At 34.2% G+C, this 19,269-nt stretch carries 20 protein-coding genes; 4 read left to right on the top strand and 16 right to left on the bottom strand.

The genetic code is table 11. The annotated features are described in order from the left end of the window. Nucleotides 1-21: 21 nt before the first annotated feature. The 10 genes from dtd to EG814_RS00205 all read right to left on the bottom strand — a co-directional run bounded on the left by dtd (nt 22) and on the right by EG814_RS00205 (nt 11,784). Complete coding sequence (gene dtd / locus EG814_RS00160; protein ID WP_125717719.1) at nt 22-474, bottom strand: D-aminoacyl-tRNA deacylase; 453 nt, start codon at nt 472-474, stop codon at nt 22-24. A 93-nt stretch (nt 475-567) separates the two neighbouring features. Further along, the gene (rsgA, locus tag EG814_RS00165; protein WP_125717721.1) at nt 568-1,545 is read right to left on the bottom strand and encodes a ribosome small subunit-dependent GTPase A; all 978 of its coding nucleotides are present in this window, start codon (nt 1,543-1,545) and stop codon (nt 568-570) included. Nucleotides 1,546-2,017: 472 nt separating this feature from the next. Then, complete coding sequence (locus tag EG814_RS00170) at nt 2,018-3,100, bottom strand: bifunctional 3-deoxy-7-phosphoheptulonate synthase/chorismate mutase type II (protein WP_125717723.1); 1,083 nt, start codon at nt 3,098-3,100, stop codon at nt 2,018-2,020. 12 nt (nt 3,101-3,112) lie between these two features. Beyond that, nucleotides 3,113-3,973 carry a prephenate dehydrogenase gene (locus tag EG814_RS00175; RefSeq protein WP_125717725.1) on the bottom strand — a complete coding sequence of 287 codons (861 nt, stop codon included), beginning with the start codon at nt 3,971-3,973 and terminating at the stop codon, nt 3,113-3,115. A gap of 130 nt (nt 3,974-4,103) precedes the next feature. Then, entirely contained in the window at nt 4,104-5,249 is a 1,146-nt protein-coding gene (locus tag EG814_RS00180; protein ID WP_125717727.1) for a pyridoxal phosphate-dependent aminotransferase, read from the bottom strand. Between the two features lie 60 nt (nt 5,250-5,309). Further along, nucleotides 5,310-6,140, bottom strand: coding sequence for a prephenate dehydratase (locus EG814_RS00185; protein ID WP_125717729.1), 831 nt, complete (start codon nt 6,138-6,140; stop codon nt 5,310-5,312). 480 nt (nt 6,141-6,620) lie between these two features. Beyond that, on the bottom strand, nt 6,621-6,890 hold the full coding sequence (locus tag EG814_RS00190; RefSeq protein WP_125717731.1) for a hypothetical protein: 270 nt from the start codon (nt 6,888-6,890) through the stop codon (nt 6,621-6,623). Nucleotides 6,891-7,238: 348 nt separating this feature from the next. Next, complete coding sequence (locus tag EG814_RS00195; protein ID WP_125717733.1) at nt 7,239-9,632, bottom strand: ribonucleoside-diphosphate reductase subunit alpha; 2,394 nt, start codon at nt 9,630-9,632, stop codon at nt 7,239-7,241. A 267-nt stretch (nt 9,633-9,899) separates the two neighbouring features. Continuing rightward, nucleotides 9,900-10,877, bottom strand: coding sequence for a ribonucleotide-diphosphate reductase subunit beta (locus EG814_RS00200; RefSeq protein ID WP_125717735.1), 978 nt, complete (start codon nt 10,875-10,877; stop codon nt 9,900-9,902). Between the two features lie 337 nt (nt 10,878-11,214). Further along, nucleotides 11,215-11,784, bottom strand: a complete 570-nt coding sequence (locus EG814_RS00205) for a DUF3109 family protein (RefSeq protein ID WP_125717737.1) — start codon at nt 11,782-11,784, stop codon at nt 11,215-11,217. A 386-nt stretch (nt 11,785-12,170) separates the two neighbouring features. On the opposite strand from EG814_RS00205, the gene EG814_RS00210 reads away from it, so the two are divergent. From EG814_RS00210 to EG814_RS00220, 3 genes are all read left to right on the top strand, one after another. Continuing rightward, nucleotides 12,171-12,749, top strand: a complete 579-nt coding sequence (locus tag EG814_RS00210) for a MarC family protein (protein ID WP_008465051.1) — start codon at nt 12,171-12,173, stop codon at nt 12,747-12,749. Nucleotides 12,750-12,854: 105 nt separating this feature from the next. Next, nucleotides 12,855-13,058: a hypothetical protein gene (locus tag EG814_RS00215; protein ID WP_125717739.1), complete on the top strand. Its 204-nt coding sequence runs from the start codon at nt 12,855-12,857 to the stop codon at nt 13,056-13,058. A 1-nt stretch (nt 13,059) separates the two neighbouring features. Beyond that, nucleotides 13,060-13,665, top strand: a complete 606-nt coding sequence (locus EG814_RS00220) for an FAD-dependent oxidoreductase (RefSeq protein ID WP_125717741.1) — start codon at nt 13,060-13,062, stop codon at nt 13,663-13,665. Nucleotides 13,666-13,764: 99 nt separating this feature from the next. Here the strand turns inward: EG814_RS00220 and EG814_RS00225 are convergent, their stop codons facing one another. The 5 genes from EG814_RS00225 to EG814_RS00245 form a co-directional block, all read right to left on the bottom strand. Then, nucleotides 13,765-14,082: a hypothetical protein gene (locus EG814_RS00225; protein ID WP_125717743.1), complete on the bottom strand. Its 318-nt coding sequence runs from the start codon at nt 14,080-14,082 to the stop codon at nt 13,765-13,767. Nucleotides 14,083-14,174: 92 nt separating this feature from the next. Further along, complete coding sequence (locus EG814_RS00230; protein ID WP_125717745.1) at nt 14,175-14,540, bottom strand: nuclear transport factor 2 family protein; 366 nt, start codon at nt 14,538-14,540, stop codon at nt 14,175-14,177. Between the two features lie 147 nt (nt 14,541-14,687). After that, entirely contained in the window at nt 14,688-16,265 is a 1,578-nt protein-coding gene (locus EG814_RS00235; protein WP_125717746.1) for a S41 family peptidase, read from the bottom strand. Beyond that, a complete protein-coding gene (locus EG814_RS00240; RefSeq protein ID WP_125717748.1) occupies nt 16,265-16,696 on the bottom strand; it encodes a deoxycytidylate deaminase in 432 nt (143 codons plus the stop codon). Before EG814_RS00240 ends, EG814_RS00235 begins: the two co-directional genes overlap by 1 nt. Before the next feature lie 5 nt (nt 16,697-16,701). Next, complete coding sequence (locus EG814_RS00245) at nt 16,702-17,295, bottom strand: HupE/UreJ family protein (RefSeq protein ID WP_125717751.1); 594 nt, start codon at nt 17,293-17,295, stop codon at nt 16,702-16,704. A 168-nt stretch (nt 17,296-17,463) separates the two neighbouring features. On the opposite strand from EG814_RS00245, the gene EG814_RS00250 reads away from it, so the two are divergent. After that, nucleotides 17,464-17,895, top strand: a complete 432-nt coding sequence (locus tag EG814_RS00250; protein ID WP_125717753.1) for a TerB family tellurite resistance protein — start codon at nt 17,464-17,466, stop codon at nt 17,893-17,895. 288 nt (nt 17,896-18,183) lie between these two features. Here EG814_RS00250 and fbp read toward each other — a convergent pair whose 3' ends face one another. Next, nucleotides 18,184-19,188, bottom strand: a complete 1,005-nt coding sequence (gene fbp / locus EG814_RS00255; protein ID WP_125717754.1) for a class 1 fructose-bisphosphatase — start codon at nt 19,186-19,188, stop codon at nt 18,184-18,186. Nucleotides 19,189-19,269 lie beyond the last annotated feature (81 nt).

Below are 19,269 nucleotides of genomic sequence, written 5' to 3' on the forward strand. Positions count from 1 at the left end.
TAACAAATGTTTAATAATATTTTACTCTCTATTTTTGCTATCTATCATAATGGTAACTGGCCCGTCATTTAGAAGACTAACTTTCATGTCGGCGCCAAAAATTCCGGTTTGAACTTTCTTTCCAAACTCTTTTTCTACGGCTTGAACAAAGTTCTCGTATGTCGGAATTGCAAATTCTGGTTTTGAAGCTTTGATGTAAGAAGGACGGTTTCCTTTTTTAGTAGAAGCATGAAGCGTAAACTGAGAAACGACAATTATATCGCCGTCAATATCTTGAACCGAACAGTTCATGACATCATTTTCATCTCCAAAGATTCTCATTTTGATTATTTTCCCAGCCAGCCAATCGATGTCTTCCTGAGTATCGGCATCTTCAATTCCTACCAAAACTAATAAACCCTTTTGAATTTCGGCAATGATTTTTTGATCTACAGTTACTGAAGCTTGAGAAACTCTTTGGATTACGACTTTCATGAAATTATAAATTGTAAATTATGAATTATAAATTACTTGCAAATTGGAATTTGGAATTTTTAGAGACAATGATTGAAATTGGAATTTTAAAATTTATTTTCTCGTTTCATCACTCGCCGCACGATCTTCTCCATAAGTATCTGTACGATAATGCTCTTCATCGCCTTCAAGGATTTTGAGATAACTATTGTAACGCGACCAGGCAATTTCGTCTTTTTCTAAAGCTGCTTTTATGGCGCAATGCGGTTCTTCTTTATGCAGACAATTGTTGAATTTGCATTGATCTTTTAATTTGAAAAATTCCGGAAAATAACCGCTGATTTCCGAAGGCTCCATGTCAACAATTCCGAAACCTTTAATTCCAGGCGTGTCTATGATTCTGGCATCAAAAGACAAATCGTACATTTCTGCAAAAGTGGTCGTATGCTGTCCTTGTTTGCTTTGTTCTGAAATTACCGAAGTTTTTAAGTGAAGACTTGGTTCCATTGCGTTTACTAAAGTCGATTTTCCAACTCCAGAATGTCCAGAAAACATACTTACTTTGCCAATCATCATTTCTTTCAGTTTGTCAACACCTTTATTTTCTGTTGAGGAAATTCTAAGACATTTATATCCAATTTCAGAATAAATATGCTGTAGATAAAGCTGATCGTCTAAAGTCTGATCGTTTAAAGTATCGATTTTATTGAAGATTAGAATAGCTTCAATTCCGTATGCTTCGGCAGTAACCAAAAAACGATCGATAAAACTAGTCGTTGTTGGCGGATTATCAATTGTAACCAGTAAAAAAACCTGATCGATATTTGAAGCAATAATATGTATCTGCTTAGAAAGATTAACCGATTTACGAACGATGTAATTTTTTCTTTCGTGAATATTATAAATCATTCCCGTTACAGCGTCTGATGTTTCTTCGAGTTCATAATCTACAATATCTCCCACCGCAATAGGATTGGTACTCTTGATTCCTTTAATCCTAAATTTCCCTTTCATACGGCATTCCACAAAATCTCCATTTTCAGATTTTACGGTATACCAGCTTCCTGTAGATTTATAAACGGTTCCTGTCATTCAATTCAAATTGTAGATTTCTGATTTTAGTCCCGATCCCGAAACTTCGGGACGGGATAGATTCAAACTTTAATATTTCGCAAAGATAAATGAATATTTTGAACCATATAAGACATTGAAAAAATATAAACCGAACACGTTTAAATATCCTCATCGATCCAATTTTAAAACATTGCCCACGGTTTTAACCTTGGGTACGCAATCAATGTTCACGACTTAAAAAAAATACAGAATTCCAATCTTTGCCCCCCACGGTTGAAACCGTGGGCTATGTTCTAATATAGCAAAGAGAAAAAACTTTTAAAACTTACATGACTTATATGATTTAAAACAAAAAATCTCCACCACTTCTTTTACAAAGCGATGGAGATTCTTAAAAACAATCTATTTTCAATTAATGTTATAAGAAAATTTAGCAGTTCTGTTTTCAAAACTTAAATAAACTTATATCACTTATATGGTTTAACGAAAATTATGCGTTGAAAATTTTCTCTTGGTGACCAATACTTTCCTGGTGGATCGCTTTGAACATTCTTAAAACGAATTCTTCAGTAAGGCCTTTTTTCTCACCTTCTAAAATCATTTTTCCTAAGATTTCGTTCCAACGGTTGTTTTGAAGAATCGCAACGTTAGCATCTTTTTTCACCTGACCAATTTCGTCAGCCACTTTCATACGTTTTCCTAAAAGCTCTAATAAATTAGCATCTAGAACATCAATGTTAGCTCTTAGTTTTGTCATTTTCTGGCTGTACTCATCTGTAGTATCATCCGTTTTTCTGATTGTCAAATCTTTAATAATTTGTTTCAAAGAATCTGGAGTAACTTGCTGAGCAGCATCAGACCAAGCATTGTCTGGATCGAAGTGCGTTTCGATAATCATACCATCGTAATTCAAATCTAAAGCCTCTTGAGTCACTTCGAAAATCATTTTACGATCTCCAGTAATGTGAGATGGGTCGATGATTAAAGGTAAATCAGGGAATTTATTTTGCAATTCGATAGCAATTTGCCATTCTGGAATGTTTCTGTATTTCGTTTTTTCGTAAGTAGAGAAACCTCTGTGAATAACGCCTAATTTCTCGATTCCAGCCATGTGCAAACGCTCAACACCACCAAGCCATAAAGCTAAATCTGGGTTTACTGGGTTTTTAACCAAAACGATTTTATCAGTTCCTTTCAAAGTATCAGCAATTTCCTGAACCGCGAAAGGGTTTGCAGTTGTACGGGCACCAACCCATAAAACGTCGATATCATGTTCTAAAGCCAGTTTACAATGCGCTGCAGTCGCAACTTCAGTTCCCATTAATAAACCAGTTTCAGCTTTTGCTTTTTGTAACCATTTTAATCCGATTTCACCAACACCTTCAAATCCTCCCGGACGAGTTCTTGGTTTCCAGATTCCAGCTCTGAATACGCTTACTTTTGAATCTTTCAATTCGTGAGCGATTTTCAAAACCTGATCTTCAGTTTCTGCACTACAAGGTCCAGCTATCACAAGTGGGTGATTTAAATTGAAATCTTCTAACCACTTTCTCATTTCTTTCTTATTTTCCATCTTAATTCTAATTTACTTTTTAGTTGTTGTTAATCCGTTTAGTATTTCTTTTATTTTATTTGTGCTTTCCATTTCTTCAAAAATGGCATTGTAATTTTCGTCTTTCAGCAAATCTCTAAACCGACTGAGATTTGATATATATTCTTCTAATGTTTCCAGAACGTGTTCTTTATTTTGTTTAAAAATCGGCGTCCACATCGCAGGCGAACTTTTTGCGAGACGAACCGTACTTTCAAATCCACTGCCCGCCATGTCAAAAATATCCTGTTCGTCTTTTTCTTTGTTCATCACCGTTTTTCCTAGCATAAACGAACTTATGTGCGACAAATGCGAAACGTAAGCGATGTGTTTGTCGTGCGAAGTGGGATCCATATATCGAATTCTCATTCCAATTGCAGTAAAAAGATTCAACGCTTTTTCCTGCAGTTTAAAAGTGGTTTTTTCCACTTCGCAAATAATATTTGTTTTCCCTTGAAAAAGCCCTCTTATTGCTGCCGATGGTCCGGAAAATTCCGTTCCCGCAATCGGATGTGTAGCAATAAAATTTCTTCTTTTCGGATGATTGGCAACTGCTTCACAAATTGGTTTTTTAGTTGATCCAACTTCAAAAACAATTGTTTTATCGCCAACTAAATCCAAAACTTTAGGTAAAACCGTCAGCGCCACATCTACCGGAACCGAAACAATTACAAAATCGGCTTCATCCAGATCTTCCATTTTTCCTGCTTCGTCGATAACACCTAATTCGATTGCTTGCTGCAAATGTTTTTCGTTATTATCGATCCCCAGAACAGTCGCTTCAGGATAACGCCCTTTGATGTCTAACACCATTGAACCGCCTATTAACCCTATTCCTATTACGTATACTTTCATAATTTTAAAAAATTCCAAATTTTAAATTCCAAATTTTAAATTCCAAATTCCAACTTAAAAAAAGGCTTCGACTTCGCTCAGCCTGACAATCTGGATAAAAATCTTGGTTCTTGATTCTTAAATCTTAATACTAAAATCTGTCTATCGCTTCCTGAACCTTCTCCTCTTTCACACACAATGAGAATCTAATATAACCTTCACCATTGCTGCCGAAAATCGTTCCCGGCGTGATGAAAATATGTTTCTCATATAATATTTCGTCAATGAACTTCTCTGATGATTCGATTCCTTCTGGGAGTTTTGCCCAAACGAACAATCCAACTCCTTCTTTATATACTTTACAGCCTAATTTTTCAGCTAGTTTTTCAGTTAATTCTCTTCGGCGTCTGTAAATTTTGTTGTTATCTTCAAACCAGGATTTATCACATTTCAATGCCGCGATGGCACCTTTCTGAATTCCGTAATACATTCCGCTGTCCATGTTGCTTTTAACTTTCAGAACTGCATCGATAATTTCAGGATTTCCTAAAACCATTCCGACTCTCCAGCCGGCCATGTTGAATGTTTTACTTAATGAATTCAATTCTAAAGCCACATCTTTCGCACCTTCAACCTGCAATAAACTCATCGGATTATCATTCAAAACAAAACTATACGGATTGTCGTTAATCAATAATATGTTGTGTTTTTTAGCAAAAGCAACCAATTTTTCAAATAACGCTAAACTTCCTCTCGCTCCCGTCGGCATATGTGGATAACCCAGCCACATTAATTTTACTTTCGAAAGGTCTAATTTTTCTAAAGCTTCAAAATCTGGTTCCCACTGATTTTCTTCCTTTAAATCATAATAAACCGGAACTGCTCCTACCAAATTGGTTACCGAAGTATAAGTCGGATAACCTGGATTCGGAATTAAAACGTGATCGCCTTCGTTTAAAAATGCCAGCGAAATATGCATAATTCCTTCTTTTGAGCCCATTAATGGTAAAATCTCATTATTCGGATTCACTGCAACACCAAACTGATCTTTATAGAAATCCGCCATCGCCTGTCTCATTTCTGGTAATCCCTGATAGCTTTGATAACCATGCCCATTCTCGTCCTGAATTGCCGAAGCTACTGCTTCAATTACGGCGCTCGACGGACTCAAATCAGGGCTTCCAATTCCCATATTGATGATCGGTTTTCCTTCAGACATCAGCTGTCTCACTTCTCTTAATTTTGATGAGAAGTAGTATTCTTCAACTGTGTCTAATCGTTTTGCTGTTGTTATCATGATTCTTATTTATTCTCTTTTAGAGTTTCAACTTTTTACTTCTAACACTTAACCTCTAACTTACAAAGGCCTCGTGTTTCTATATTCTCCCAACACTTTAAAATACTCTGCCATTATCGATAATAGCGCTTTTGCTTTTGCGTAATCTTCGTATTTCTCGAATGTTACGTCTACGAAAAACGAATATTTCCAAGGCGTTTCTATTTTTGGAAGCGACTGAATTTTTGTCAAATTCAGTTTGCAGTCACTCATTACATTTAAAACTGCCGCTAAACTTCCTCTTTTATGATCCAATTCAAATTTTACAGAAGCTCTGTTGATTTGGCTTTCTGGCAAAAATGAATTTTGTTTTTTGATAATTACGAAACGAGTCATATTGTTTTTAATCGTTTGAATCGCTGGTGCAATAATATCAAGATCGTACATTTCAGCAGCGGTCTGGCTTGCAATTGCTGCAATTCCGGTTAACTGTTTTTCCTGAATTCTTCTCGCCGTTTCTGCTGTATCTTTATCCTCAACCAATTTGATATTTGGATATTGTTTCAAAAAATCCATACACTGTAAAAGTGCCATTGGATGCGAATGAACTTCTTTTATGTCTTCAATTTTCTGACCTTTTAAAGCCATTAAATTTTGCTGAATATTTAAATAATGCTCTCCAATTATGTGTAAATTGTTCTTGTCAATCAAGGCATAATTTGGAATAATCGGACCTGCAATCGAATTTTCTATCGCCATTACAGCCTGATCAGATTTTCCGGCAATAAGGCTGTCGATCAATTCTTCAAAAGACAAACACTCATCAATATCCACATTTTCAGAGAAATACTCTTTCACAACCTGATGATGAAATGAACCTTTTATACCTTGTATTGCAATTTTCGTTGTCATATAGTCAAAAAAAAATCCTGATTTGCATCAGGATTGTATATTAGTTTTATTTGTCTTAAAATTTATCTCAAATAACCATAGCACAATCCTGACTTCTACTAAAGAAGAAATAAAAATTGTTGCTAAAATAAAAACGGTTACTTGCCATTTTGTTTGTCTTATTGTTTAAATTCTCTGCGAATGTATAAATTATTTTTAGTGCACCAAAAAAAAGATTGCATTTTATGAAACAAAAAAGGATTTCTTAACAAATTTAGGAGGTTTTGTATGATAATGTAAAAAAATCGGCTTAAATTGAGAATTTAAAATCGAGATTTTAAGGTGCTGAGTAGCCAAAGTGTTGAGTTTTTTTGCCACGAATTCACGAATTTAACTCAAATCGTCGCGGTTATTTAATTCAAATTACACAAATAACAATAAACAGTTATCATTCTGATGAAGCTGGAATCTCAACAAAGATTGAACACGAATTTATCTTTCTCAAAACAAAAATTCATCTAAAAACTCCTTCTTTTCATCAATATACAGTAAATAATCCCCAACTTTAATTTGATTATTTTGAAGTTCTAATTTGATTTCAATACACGGAGTTGGAATAAAATCATGATCAATTAAAATCGCAATAGATTTTGGAACTATCTTATCAAACATAATATTTTCATATTCTTCCGAATTTATATTTTGAAAATATTTTACAGCAAGTTTATAAAGCTCTTCTTTTTCTCTAATTGTATTTTCTAATAAATTCATCTTCCTAATTTAATATAATGAAAACGGAATTCCAGCCCTGATTGAAGTGGAAATTCTTTTTTTTCTCTAAAAAATAAAACCGTTCGTTAATATTAAGTTTTTCAAATAATTTTCAAGCAGGATGCAAATCAAGCATAAGTTCTACTGCGGTATCTAATATTAAAAAGCAGATAAACAAAATTATAATAATCAAAATTGTAATTAGTAAAACTTTCTTATTCTTCATTATTATTTTCTTTAAAAATAAAAAAATTAGACCACAAAAAAAGCAGCTACCAAAAAATGATAACTGCTTTAAATATATTAAATCACAGATTATAAAAATCTACATTCTAAACTCTAAAATAATTAAGATCCACACATTTCGCAATCCTCAGGACCTGCTGCTTGTGCTTTTAGCAACATCGCTTTATAGTCCTCAACAGAGATTTCTTCTGTTTCAGCAACTAAAGATGGTGCTGTTTCTTCTTTTTTGTCGTTGTTTAATGTGAATTTAATCGCATCTACAGCCGCTTTTGTTCTTAAGTAATACATTCCTGTTTTTAAACCAGACTGCCAAGCGTAGAAGTGCATTGACGTAAGTTTAGAATAGTTAGCATCTTGCATGAACAAGTTTAGCGATTGAGACTGATCAATAAAATAACCTCTTTGGCGAGACATATCGATAATATCTTTCATTGACATTTCCCAAACTGTTTTGTAAAGCTCTTTTAAGTCTTGCGGAATAATATCAATATTCTGAACAGATCCGTTATGACGCATGATTTCTTGTTTCAATGACTCGTTCCATAAACCTCTTTCTACTAAATCGTGAAGTAAATGTTTGTTTACTACGATAAATTCTCCAGACAATACACGACGTGTATAGATGTTTGAAGTATATGGCTCAAAAGCTTCGTTGTTTCCTAAAATCTGAGAAGTAGAAGCAGTTGGCATTGGTGCAACTAACAATGAGTTACGAACTCCGTGTTCTACTACTTCTTTTCTTAATGAAGCCCAGTCCCAACGTCCAGATAATTCTTCATCTTTCATTCCCCACATATTGTGTTGGAATTCTCCTTGTGACATTGGAGAACCTTTGAAAGTTGAATATGGCCCTTCTTCTTTTGCCATTTCCATAGAAGCCGTTACAGCCGCAAAGTATAGCGTTTCGAAAATTTCCTGATTCAGTTTTTTAGCCTCATCACTTGTAAACGGCATACGCAACATAATGAAAGCATCTGCCAAACCTTGCACTCCCAATCCAACCGGACGGTGACGTAAGTTAGAGTTTTCAGCCTCTTTTACTGGATAGTAGTTTCTGTCGATTACTTTATTCAAGTTGCGAGTTACACGTTTTGTAACATTGTAAAGTGCATCGTGATCAAATTTTCCGTTGTCAATAAACATTGGCAATGAGATCGAAGCTAAGTTACAAACAGCAATTTCATCTTTAGACGTAAACTCCATAATCTCAGTACACAAGTTAGAAGAACGAATAGTTCCTAAATTCTTGTGATTCGATTTACGGTTTGCTGCATCTTTGTACAACATATATGGTGTTCCAGTCTCGATTTGTGATTCCAGGATTTTCTCCCATAATTCACGAGCGCGGATTGTTTTTCTTCCTTTATTTTGAAATTCGTAATCAGTATATAATTTTTCGAATTCATCTCCGTAAACATCATAAAGACCAGGACATTCGTTAGGACACATTAAAGTCCACGTTGAATCTTCCTGAACACGTTTCATGAACAAGTCTGAAGTCCACATTGCGAAGAATAAATCTCTTGCACGCATTTCTTCTTTTCCGGTATTTTTCTTTAAATCCAAGAAATCAAAGATATCCGCATGCCAAGTTTCAATATAAATCGCAAAACTTCCTTTACGTTTTCCACCACCTTGATCTACATAACGAGCTGTGTCGTTAAAAACTCTCAACATCGGAACAATTCCGTTTGAAGTTCCGTTTGTACCGCGAATGTAAGAACCAGTCGCACGAACGTTATGAATAGAAAGACCAATTCCTCCCGCAGATTGCGAGATTTTTGCTGTTTGTTTTAACGTATCGTAAATACCATCAATACTATCGTCCTGCATTGCCAAAAGGAAACAAGAAGACATTTGTGGTTTTGGAGTTCCTGCATTGAACAACGTTGGCGTTGCATGCGTAAAGAACTTTTTAGACATTAAATCATAAGTTTCAATAACCGATTTTAAATCATCTAAGTGAATACCAACCGAAACACGCATCAACATATGCTGCGGACGCTCTACGATTTTTCCATTTATTTTAAGAAGATAAGAACGCTCTAAAGTTTTAAAGCCAAAGTAATCGTAATTAAAATCTCTAGTATAAATAATATGAGAATCTAAAAATTCTGCATTTTCTTGAATTACCTTAAATACGTCATCAGCAATTAAAGGTGCATCTTGCCCGTTTCTTGGATTTACGTAATTGTACATATCTTTCATCGTTTCTGAGAAAGATTTTTTAGTATTTGAATGTAAATTCGAAATTGCCACACGTGCTGCCAATTGTGCATAATCAGGATGCGCAATAGTCATAGAAGCTGCCGTTTCTGCTGCAAGATTATCCAATTCAGAAGTCGAAACTCCATCATACAATCCTTCGATAACTCTCATGGCTACCTTAACCGGATCTACGAGCTCATTTAACCCGTAACACAATTTTTTGATTCTTTCTGTAATCTTATCAAACATTACGGGCTCTCTGTGGCCATCTCTTTTTACTACATACATAAGCTTACCTTTTATAGTTATTGAAAAAATGAAAGTATCTAGAGAACGAACTCCAGCACTTAAACATTGCGTGTTTTAAAATTATTTTTAGAGAATTACCAAATTCTCAATAGTTACTCATTTCAAATTCGAAAATCGAATTTAAATGCGCCTAAAATTGCTATTGAACCTGCGATTTGGGGAACGAGATTCAACCTTAAAAAAAAATATTCTGTTAATCTTTTTCTAGCGCCACTGGAAGAGCAGGCGCTAAAAGTATTTTGTTACCTAAAAATCTGCATCGAATGAAATTTTTTGAGCATCGCTATCGGTATTCATCACACCAGATTTTTGATACTCTGCAACACGTTTTTCAAAGAAATTAGTTTTTCCTTGAAGAGAAATCATGTCCATGAAGTCAAACGGATTCGCTGATCCATACACACGTTCACAACCTAATTCTACCAATAATCTATCGGCAACAAACTCTAAATATTGCGTCATTAAAGTCGCGTTCATACCAATCAAACTTACCGGAAGTGATTCTGTAACAAACTGTCTTTCGATATCTAAAGCATCAACAATGATTTCTCTAATTCTATCTTTTGGCACTTTGTTTACTAAATGGTGATTATGCAGGTGAACCGCAAAATCACAATGTACGCCTTCGTCACGAGAAATTAGCTCATTAGAAAAAGTTAAACCTGGCATTAAACCACGTTTTTTCAACCAATAAATTGAACAGAAAGCACCAGAAAAGAAAATTCCTTCAACAGCAGCAAATGCGATAAGTCTTTCTGCAAATGAATCAGACTCAATCCATTTTAAAGCCCACTCTCCTTTTTTAGCAATTGCAGGGAAAACTTCTAAAGCATTAAACAATTCTGTTTTTTCTGCTTCGTCTTTAACGTACGTATCAATTAATAAAGAATAGGTTTCACTATGAATGTTTTCCATCATAATTTGGAAACCATAGAAAAATTTAGCTTCAGCATATTGAACTTCGTTTACAAAGTTCTCAGCAAGGTTTTCGTTTACGATTCCATCAGAAGCCGCAAAGAATGCTAAAATATGTTTAATGAAATATCTTTCGTCGTCATTCAACTTATTATTCCAGTCTGTCAAATCTTGGTGTAAGTCGATTTCTTCGGCAGTCCAAAAACTTGCTTCCATCTTTTTATACCACTCCCAAATATCATGATGTTTAATCGGAAAAATAACGAAGCGATTTTTATTTTCTTGTAATATTGGTTCGATTTGTGACATGACAGATTCTGTTAATTTTTGTATTGAATTTTTGCTCTCAAACAAGCAGTACAAAGATTGTTAATTAACGCCAAAAATGAAAGGCAAACTTATTCACAATTGAGCGTAGTTTTTAACAACGACTAAAAATTGCGATATTTTTCAGACAATAATTAATTATTTGTAAATGAGACATTTAAAACCTATAAATCTTCGGAAAGAGCCGTAAAATATAGCCTTTTAAATATAAAATGCAAGTAATTTTAAATAGTTTTTAAAAAAGTTTTTTAGAGTCAAAATTTAATTTTTTTGAGTCAAAATATGTAGTCAAAAAGACTATATAACGGATAGTTGTTTTTTATGAGTTTTTAAGCTCTTCTGCAACTTTTTCGAGTTCCATATACCAATCTTCGCCAAAGCGTCTTATTAATGCTTCTTTGACAAATTTATAAACCGGCACCTCCAATTCTTTACCCAAAGAACAGGCATCATCGCAAATATCCCATTTATCATAATTGACCGCAGCAAATTCTGTAAAATCTTTTACGCGAATTGGATACAAATGACAAGAAACAGGCTTTTTCCAATCAACAATTCCTTGGTTGTAAGCTTGCTCTATTCCGCAAAGCGCCGTTTTACCATCAAAAATTACGTAAGCGCAATCTTTGTTGTCAATAAGTGGTGTTTCTAAATCACCATCGGTTCCTGTTATCCATGTACCCTGGGCTTCTATTGCCTCAATTCCTTCCTTTCTTAAAAAAGGCTTTACTTTAGGATAAATTTCTTCTAAGATTTTCGTTTCAGCCTCATTCAAAGGCGCGCCCGCATCTCCATCCACGCAACAAGCTCCTTTACAAGCAGACAAGTTACACACAAATTCTTTTTCCAGAATGTCTTCTGAAATAATCGTTTTTCCTAACTGAAACATGATCTTAAATACTGTTGTTTAATAAAGTGCAAAGATAGTCAAAGAAAGCAGATGAAATGAGATTAAATTTATCGCATAAATTCTACCACAGAGTTGCACTAAGTTTTCACAGAGCTACACTAAATTTATTATGTTTTGCGGAAATTCAAATTTCAAATCTTTGCTAACTTTAAAAAATTAAAAACTTTGCGGGGCTCTGCGGTAAAACTCATAGGCTTTGCTAAAAATCTTTGCGAAACTTTGCGGTAAAAAACATAATTGTTACAAATATCACTTTTTTAACCAATAAAACATGTTTTTATAACAAAAATACAAGCTGTCGAAAAAACACCTAACTTTATTAACTACTTTTGCAGCAGTTTTTTAAAACCTAAAATCAAAGCGATATGTTAGAAATCGATTTTAAAGAAATCATTACTGTTAGTATGGTACTTTTTGCCGTGATTGATATAGTTGGTTCAATTCCGATTATTGTAAATTTAAGAGCAAAAGTCGGCCACATAGAATCTGAGAAAGCCTCTATTGTTGCTGGAGCTATTATGATCGTTTTCCTTTTTGTTGGAGAAGGATTGCTAAACTTAATTGGTATCGATGTACATTCGTTTGCTGTGGCAGGATCTTTCGTCCTTTTCTTTTTAGCTTTAGAAATGATTTTAGGAATAAGAATTTACCGTGACGAAGAGCCAGGATCTGCCTCTATTGTACCATTGGCCTTTCCTCTGATTGCGGGGGCAGGAACAATGACAACTTTATTATCGCTTCGATCTCAATTTCATACCATTAATATTATAATTGCCATAGTCCTTAATATTATATTGGTTTATATTGTTTTAAAGTCTTCGAAAAAAATCGAAAATTTGTTAGGAGAAAACGGACTTGGAGTGGTTCGCAAGACATTTGGAGTGATACTTTTAGCAATTGCTGTTAAATTATTCGCTGCTAATGTTAAAGGTTTGTTTGTGTAAAATTTATTTTTATACTTTTACCCCATAAAATTTCTAAAATACAACTATAAGGCATTTTTTAACCTTTAGTTTTACTTTATTATTTTAGACAAACAAACCAATCTTATGAAAATTTTCACTTCAATCTTAGTGCTTTTAGCATTAGCTTTAATTGTTTTTAATATTACGCTATTAGACTTTAAAAATCCTTTTCAGGGAGATAGTGCTGTAGCTTTTATTGGAATCGCAGCTTCATTTTGCGCTGTTTTAATTCTTTTGATTTTTAGAATTTCAAAAAGAATTGAAGAAAAAATGAACGACAACAGATAATATGTTTGATGTTTTAATTATTGGCGGAGGAGTTTCAGGAATGTCTTGTGCTCTAGTCTTAGGATCCGCAAAAAACAAAACTTTTGTTACTGACAAAAAAATCGGAATTTTTACACATCAGAAAAATTCTTCTTTACAGGAGGCAATATTTTATAACGCTTACGGAATTACTCCAGGAAAACTGGGCTCTGAACTTTTAAGTGAAAGCACAGAAAATCTAGCAGCAACTTATCCGCACATTACACAGATTCCCAATGAAAAAGTAATGAAAATTGAGGGCAGTTATCCTGAATTTACTGTGGTAACTAATAAAAATTCATACATAACAAAAAATATCGTAGTCGGAATTGGTTCTGCCAATACTTTCGATATTCAAGGTTTGATGCAATTTGTTGAACCGCATAAAAAAGCGCTTCCAGAAAAACAGCGCATTCAGCTTAAAAACGAAGATCATAAAGTTGCTGACGGCATTTATGTAATTGGAACTTTGGCAGGATGGAGAAGCCAATTGGCAATTGCTGCCGGAAGTGGCGCTGCTGTTGCAACGGATATTCTTACATTATGGAATAACGGCACGCAAACTCACGCTCACGATAGCATTCGATAAAATCTCATAAAATTATTAAACCATATAAGTCATATAAGTTCATTTAATTTATACGCAAAGTATAATATGAACTTATATGACTTATATGGTTTATCTTTTTTATTTAACCGAAACAATTTGGGTTACTTTGATGTGGTTTTCATCTTCAGATTTCCACTTTTCTCCTTTTACAGACACTACATCTCCAATTTTTACTTGTTTGTAGTTTTGAGGTCCGCCAACGTTTACAATACTGATGGTTGCAAAATAAACTTCTTTATTTTCTGTTGTAATTTTTGCCGTGTAACCGTCTTTTCCTCCTTCAATTGATTCTACTCTTCCTGTAACTGGATTATTTGCATCATTTTTCATAGACGTACAAGAGATTACAAAGGCCATTAGAATTGCCAATAAACTTATTCTTTTTAAATTTTTCATATCATTTCGTTTAAACCGCAAATTAAACACCCATTTATGTTTAGATTGCTGAATCATATTTTAAGTTAATATTATTTTTCCAGCTTCAAACTTTATGCCAGCTGAACGCAGCTTCCGGCAATAACTTTTAAATTTTTACCCGATTTTTTCCAAACTCTTATATATTTGAAAACGCCATTAATTGCCGTTGCATCATAAGTTCCTTTTAATGAAACGGTAACAGCAACTACAGCCGTATTCTCAATTATATTCACAATTTGGTCTGAAGCCTCCAGCGAATCTATTTTCATTTTTCCAGAACGGTACGCTTGCAAATCAAATTCTTTGGTTATCGTTTGTCCGTCGGGCATGTTGAACAATAAATCGTCATGAAGAATGGTATCCAAAGCCAAAACATCCGATTTTTTAATTGCAGTTAGAAGTTCGATTTCTGCATTAACAACGGTTTCTATTTTCATGATATAAAGATTGAAGTTATTGAATAGATCAAGATCTGAAAGGTTTTACTAAAATCATTTAAAATCTGCTAAATCTGTGGGAAACATTTTTACGCCCGCAGATTTAGCAGATTAGACAAATTTAATCCCTTGATTTTAAAATCTTTTTTATTTCTTCGGATTTGTGATTGTTTTAATCATGGCATCATCTTTTAGAATAACATCATAATAATACAATTCTCCATACAGCTGGCGTGCAAATTCGGCCGTGATATAACGATTTACAAGTCCTTTAGTTTTATCCAATTTCAAATCCAGCCCCGTCATCAGGATATAATTTTTAAACTTTTTGAAATAGGCATCTGAGTTTTTCATTTTAGCTAAAAATTCAGCAAAACTATCTCCTGCAAAAGCATTTCTATTTTTATCTAATTCTTCAAAAACAAAATGACCTACAATTCCAGTTTGCAGTAAGTAAGCCACATTTTCATTTCCGTGTTCTGCTTCCATTGGCACAAAAACATCAGGAACAATTCCGCCGCCGCCATAGACAATTTTTCCTTTCGGCGTTTTGAATTTTAAAGAATCTGCTACTTTTATACTGTCTCTTGCATACAATTCACCCGTCGCAATTCTAGCTTCTGATTCTTTAAAATAGGCTTCGTTTCCTTTTTTATATGGCTTTTGGATCGATCTTCCCGTCGGAGTATAATAACGTGCCACGGTCAATCTTACAGCCGAGCCGTCATTAAAATCCATTTCTCTCTGCACCAAACCTTTTCCGAAGGAACGTCTTCCTACAATAGTTCCTCGATCATTATCTTGAATTGCTCCCGCTAAAATTTCGCTGGCAGAAGCACTGTTTTCATTAATCAAAACATATATTTTTCCGCCTTCAAAACTACCCGCTTTAGTGGCGTATGTTTTTTCAGTAGAACCATTTTTGCTTTTCGTGAAAACGATTAATTGTTTGTCTTTTAAAAATTCGTCTGCAATGGCAATCGCTTCTTCCATATAACCGCCGCCATTATCGCGAAGGTCAATCACAAGCGACTCAATTCCTTTTTGTTTTAATCGCGCTAAACCGGTTTTGAATTCGTTAAAAGTAGTTTCAGCAAAACGGTTAATTTTGATATAACCCGTTTTATTTCCAATCATAATCGACGCATCGACACTTTTGATCGGAATAATATCTCTTTTTACTTTAAACTTAAGTTTTTTTTGTTCTGATTTTCTAAAAACAGTCAATTCAATTTCAGAACCTTGAAGTCCTTTTAATTTTGAGAATAAACTATCAGAAGGTAATTTTCGTCCGTATAATTTGCTTTTTCCAGCAAATAAAATGCGGTCGCCAGATTTTAATCCTGCTTTTGCCGAAGGGCCGTTTTCTATCGGTTTTATAATCGCTACAGAATCTTTATACATGTAGAAATTGATTCCGATTCCGACGAAATCACCTTTCATACTTTCAGCAACTTCTGCCTGTTCGCTTGGCGGAATATAAACAGAATGCGGATCTAGTTTTGAAAGTATATTATCGACCGTTAAGTTTACGATCGAATCGGTATTGACACTATCTACATATTCTGTATTGATAAAATCAATGAGTTTATTTAGCTTCGTTTTCGAGTAATTTTTAGCCAAAAGCTGGTCGCTAGCTGGAGCATTCATTACGCTTCCCGCTATTATTCCAAGAGCAAAAGTTGCTCCGATGACTATTGGCAAATATTTCGAATTAAATTTCATTATTCTTCTAAAACAGGAATATGTTCTACTTCTACACCTGCTTTTATTAAAAATTGAATTCCAGAATCGTCTCGATATCCGTCTTTATACACCACTCTTTTTATTCCCGATTGGTGAATTAATTTACTGCATTCTTTACAAGGCGAAAGCGTGATATACAACGTTGCTCCTTCACACGACTGTGTCGATCTTGCTACTTTTAGGATTGCATTGGCTTCGGCATGCAAAACATCCCAGCGTGTTAATCCTTCTTCGTCTTCGCAACAGTTATCAAATCCAGACGGTGTTCCGTTGTAACCATCAGAAATGATCATTCTGTCTTTTACGATAATTGCGCCAACTTGTTTACGTTTACAATAAGAAAGCAAACTCCACTCTCTTGCAATTCGTAAATAGGCTTTATCGTATTTATTCCGTTTTTTTACTTCCATTTAATTTATCTGTTCCAAATTGGGCTTTCAATAATCATTGGAATAACAACTCCAATAATAAAAGCTGACATTACAAGTGCCCAGTCACGTTTTGAAAAACGAAAAACGGTCTGCACTATATATGAAATTACCAGAACCACAAAAACTACTACTAATTGCGCAGCTTCGATTCCTAAGGCAAACTCTCCCAAAGGTAACAATTTTGAGGTTGCTGAACCGCCTAAAATTGTTTTGAAATAATTTGAAAAACCTAGTCCATGAATAATTCCAAAGAATAAAGTTATGAAAAATACTAGATTTACGCCATCATTTTTCGAGGTCTTTCCTGCCGTAAACAAATGATACAGAGCTGTTACCAAAATTGTTATCGGAATCAGGAACTCGACCAAATTTACTTTTATTGTAACAATTCCGTAAACTGAAAGAATTAATGCCAAAGTATGTCCAATTGTAAAAAGAGAAACTAATAAGAATATTCTTTTCCAGTCTTTAAATAAATACGGAACCGTTAAGGCGATTAAAAAAAGAACGTGATCGTAAGCGTTGATATCTAAAACGTGTTTTAATCCTATTTGAAAATAAATCCAAAATTGTGACATAGGTATATTGTAATTAAATAATTAGGGGTTGTAAACTTACGATTAATTTTCAAAATTAAAGATTTAGACCATCAAATCCTTCAATAAAAATAAGTTAAATTTTATGAGAATTTTAAATTCAATAATTTAAAAATTGGGCTATATTTGTTTGATAAAAACTATTTAACTATGCCATTTTCAGAATTATTTGATAACGAATTCAAACAAAGAAACAGAGGTCATTTCTCTGCAATTGTGCGCGTTGCCTTTGCTGACGGAAAAATAAGTAAAGAAGAACAAGAGTTTTTGGACAAAATTGCTTCGACTTTACAAATCTCTGAAGAAGAATACAAAGAAATCCTTGCAGATCCTTGGAAACATCCAATAAATCCTCCTTATTTATATACGCAACGTTTAGAACGTTTGTATGATTTAGCAAGAATGGTTCACGTTGACCATCATTTGGGAGATTTGCAGGAAATAATGTTAACACGTATGGGACTTGCATTAGGTTTTACGCCAGGAAACGTAAATTATATTGTCTCTAAAGCGCTTTCTCTTGTAGACAGAAAAGTAGATTTGGATACTTTCCTTTTCGAAATGGAGAATATGAATAAATAATTTTTAGTATTCAGTGTTCAGTTTTTTAGTGTTCAGTTATATACTGATTCCTGAATTGAAATCTAAAAAATTAAATTATAAACCCGATAGATTCGAAAATCTATCGGGTTTATGTTTTTTTACTGAAATGCTACCAACCAATTGTACCACGCGGAACAAGTTGCTGTGATATAGTGAATTGTTTTTTAACCATTTTAAACCCGACAGGTTTTAAAACCTGTCGGGTTTTATTGTGACTGTAAACTATAAACTGTTACTGAACACTAAAAACCTGAATACTGAACACTTTTATTCAGCCGCCATAAACTCCTCTGCTTTTTCTACCATATTATAGCTTCCACAGAAAAAAGGTACTCTTTGATGCAGTTCTGTTGGTTGAATTTCCATAATTCTTCCAAAACCGTCTGTTGCTTTTCCTCCTGCCTGTTCTGCTAGAAATGCCATCGGATTACATTCGTAAAGCAAACGTAACTTTCCTTTTGGCGCTTTAGAACTTGTCGGATAAATATAGACACCGCCTTTAATCATATTTCGATGAAAATCAGCTACCAGGCTCCCAATATATCTCGAAGTATACGGTCTGTCTCCTTCTTCACGCTGGCAGTATTTAATGTAATTTTTTACCCCTTGCGGAAAATGAACATAATTCCCTTCGTTTACCGAGTAAATATTTCCATTTTCTGGAAATTTCATGTTCGGATGCGAAAGATAAAATGTACCTATCGCCGGATTTAGTGTAAAACCATTCACCCCATGTCCAGTAGTATACACAAGCATAGTCGAAGTTCCATAAATTACGTAGCCTGCTGCAACTTGATTGATTCCCGGTTGTAAAAAATCCTCGCTAGTTACCGGGGTTCCTATTGGAGTCACTCTTCTGAAAACAGAAAAGATAGTTCCTACAGAAACATTTACATCAATGTTTGAAGATCCGTCTAGCGGATCCATTAAGATAACGTACTTATTATTATGACAGTTGTCGCTCCCCTGAACTGTTATAAAATCGTCGTTTTCTTCTGAAGCAATACCACAGACAATCTCACGGTTTATTAACGTCTGGATAAATACTTCGTTTGCATAGACATCTAATTTTTGCTGGTCTTCTCCTTGGATATTCTGCTCACCAGCGGCGCCAATAATATCTACTAAACCTGCTTGATTAACTTTATGATTGACAACCTTAGCGGCCAATCGAATAGAGTTAATAATTCGCGAGAGTTCTCCCGACGAATACTGAAATGCTTTTTGGTTCTCAATAATAAACTCTCCCAGTGTTTTATTGCGTTCTTCCATTTCTAAATCGTTATAGTTTTATTTTTAAGTCACAAATATCGTCTATTTTGTGAGAATGATTTAAAAATTATTTTGTTAGTT

Origin of the sequence: Flavobacterium ustbae, from assembly GCF_003946915.1 — a bacterium.
GTDB lineage: Bacteria > Bacteroidota > Bacteroidia > Flavobacteriales > Flavobacteriaceae > Flavobacterium > Flavobacterium ustbae.

Excerpts from the sequence above, each read along its gene's own strand:
- dtd (WP_125717719.1), bottom strand. The coding sequence starts at position 474 with ATGAAAGTCGTAATCCAAAGAGTTTCTCAAGCTTCAGTAACTGTAGAT.
- rsgA (WP_125717721.1), bottom strand. The coding sequence starts at position 1,545 with ATGACAGGAACCGTTTATAAATCTACAGGAAGCTGGTATACCGTAAAA.
- EG814_RS00170 (WP_125717723.1), bottom strand. The coding sequence starts at position 3,100 with ATGGAAAATAAGAAAGAAATGAGAAAGTGGTTAGAAGATTTCAATTTA.
- EG814_RS00175 (WP_125717725.1), bottom strand. The coding sequence starts at position 3,973 with ATGAAAGTATACGTAATAGGAATAGGGTTAATAGGCGGTTCAATGGTG.
- EG814_RS00180 (WP_125717727.1), bottom strand. The coding sequence starts at position 5,249 with ATGATAACAACAGCAAAACGATTAGACACAGTTGAAGAATACTACTTC.
- EG814_RS00185 (WP_125717729.1), bottom strand. The coding sequence starts at position 6,140 with ATGACAACGAAAATTGCAATACAAGGTATAAAAGGTTCATTTCATCAT.
- EG814_RS00190 (WP_125717731.1), bottom strand. The coding sequence starts at position 6,890 with ATGAATTTATTAGAAAATACAATTAGAGAAAAAGAAGAGCTTTATAAA.
- EG814_RS00195 (WP_125717733.1), bottom strand. The coding sequence starts at position 9,632 with ATGTATGTAGTAAAAAGAGATGGCCACAGAGAGCCCGTAATGTTTGAT.
- EG814_RS00200 (WP_125717735.1), bottom strand. The coding sequence starts at position 10,877 with ATGTCACAAATCGAACCAATATTACAAGAAAATAAAAATCGCTTCGTT.
- EG814_RS00205 (WP_125717737.1), bottom strand. The coding sequence starts at position 11,784 with ATGTTTCAGTTAGGAAAAACGATTATTTCAGAAGACATTCTGGAAAAA.
- EG814_RS00210 (WP_008465051.1), top strand. The coding sequence starts at position 12,171 with ATGTTAGAAATCGATTTTAAAGAAATCATTACTGTTAGTATGGTACTT.
- EG814_RS00215 (WP_125717739.1), top strand. The coding sequence starts at position 12,855 with ATGAAAATTTTCACTTCAATCTTAGTGCTTTTAGCATTAGCTTTAATT.
- EG814_RS00220 (WP_125717741.1), top strand. The coding sequence starts at position 13,060 with ATGTTTGATGTTTTAATTATTGGCGGAGGAGTTTCAGGAATGTCTTGT.
- EG814_RS00225 (WP_125717743.1), bottom strand. The coding sequence starts at position 14,082 with ATGAAAAATTTAAAAAGAATAAGTTTATTGGCAATTCTAATGGCCTTT.
- EG814_RS00230 (WP_125717745.1), bottom strand. The coding sequence starts at position 14,540 with ATGAAAATAGAAACCGTTGTTAATGCAGAAATCGAACTTCTAACTGCA.
- EG814_RS00235 (WP_125717746.1), bottom strand. The coding sequence starts at position 16,265 with ATGAAATTTAATTCGAAATATTTGCCAATAGTCATCGGAGCAACTTTT.
- EG814_RS00240 (WP_125717748.1), bottom strand. The coding sequence starts at position 16,696 with ATGGAAGTAAAAAAACGGAATAAATACGATAAAGCCTATTTACGAATT.
- EG814_RS00245 (WP_125717751.1), bottom strand. The coding sequence starts at position 17,295 with ATGTCACAATTTTGGATTTATTTTCAAATAGGATTAAAACACGTTTTA.
- EG814_RS00250 (WP_125717753.1), top strand. The coding sequence starts at position 17,464 with ATGCCATTTTCAGAATTATTTGATAACGAATTCAAACAAAGAAACAGA.
- fbp (WP_125717754.1), bottom strand. The coding sequence starts at position 19,188 with ATGGAAGAACGCAATAAAACACTGGGAGAGTTTATTATTGAGAACCAA.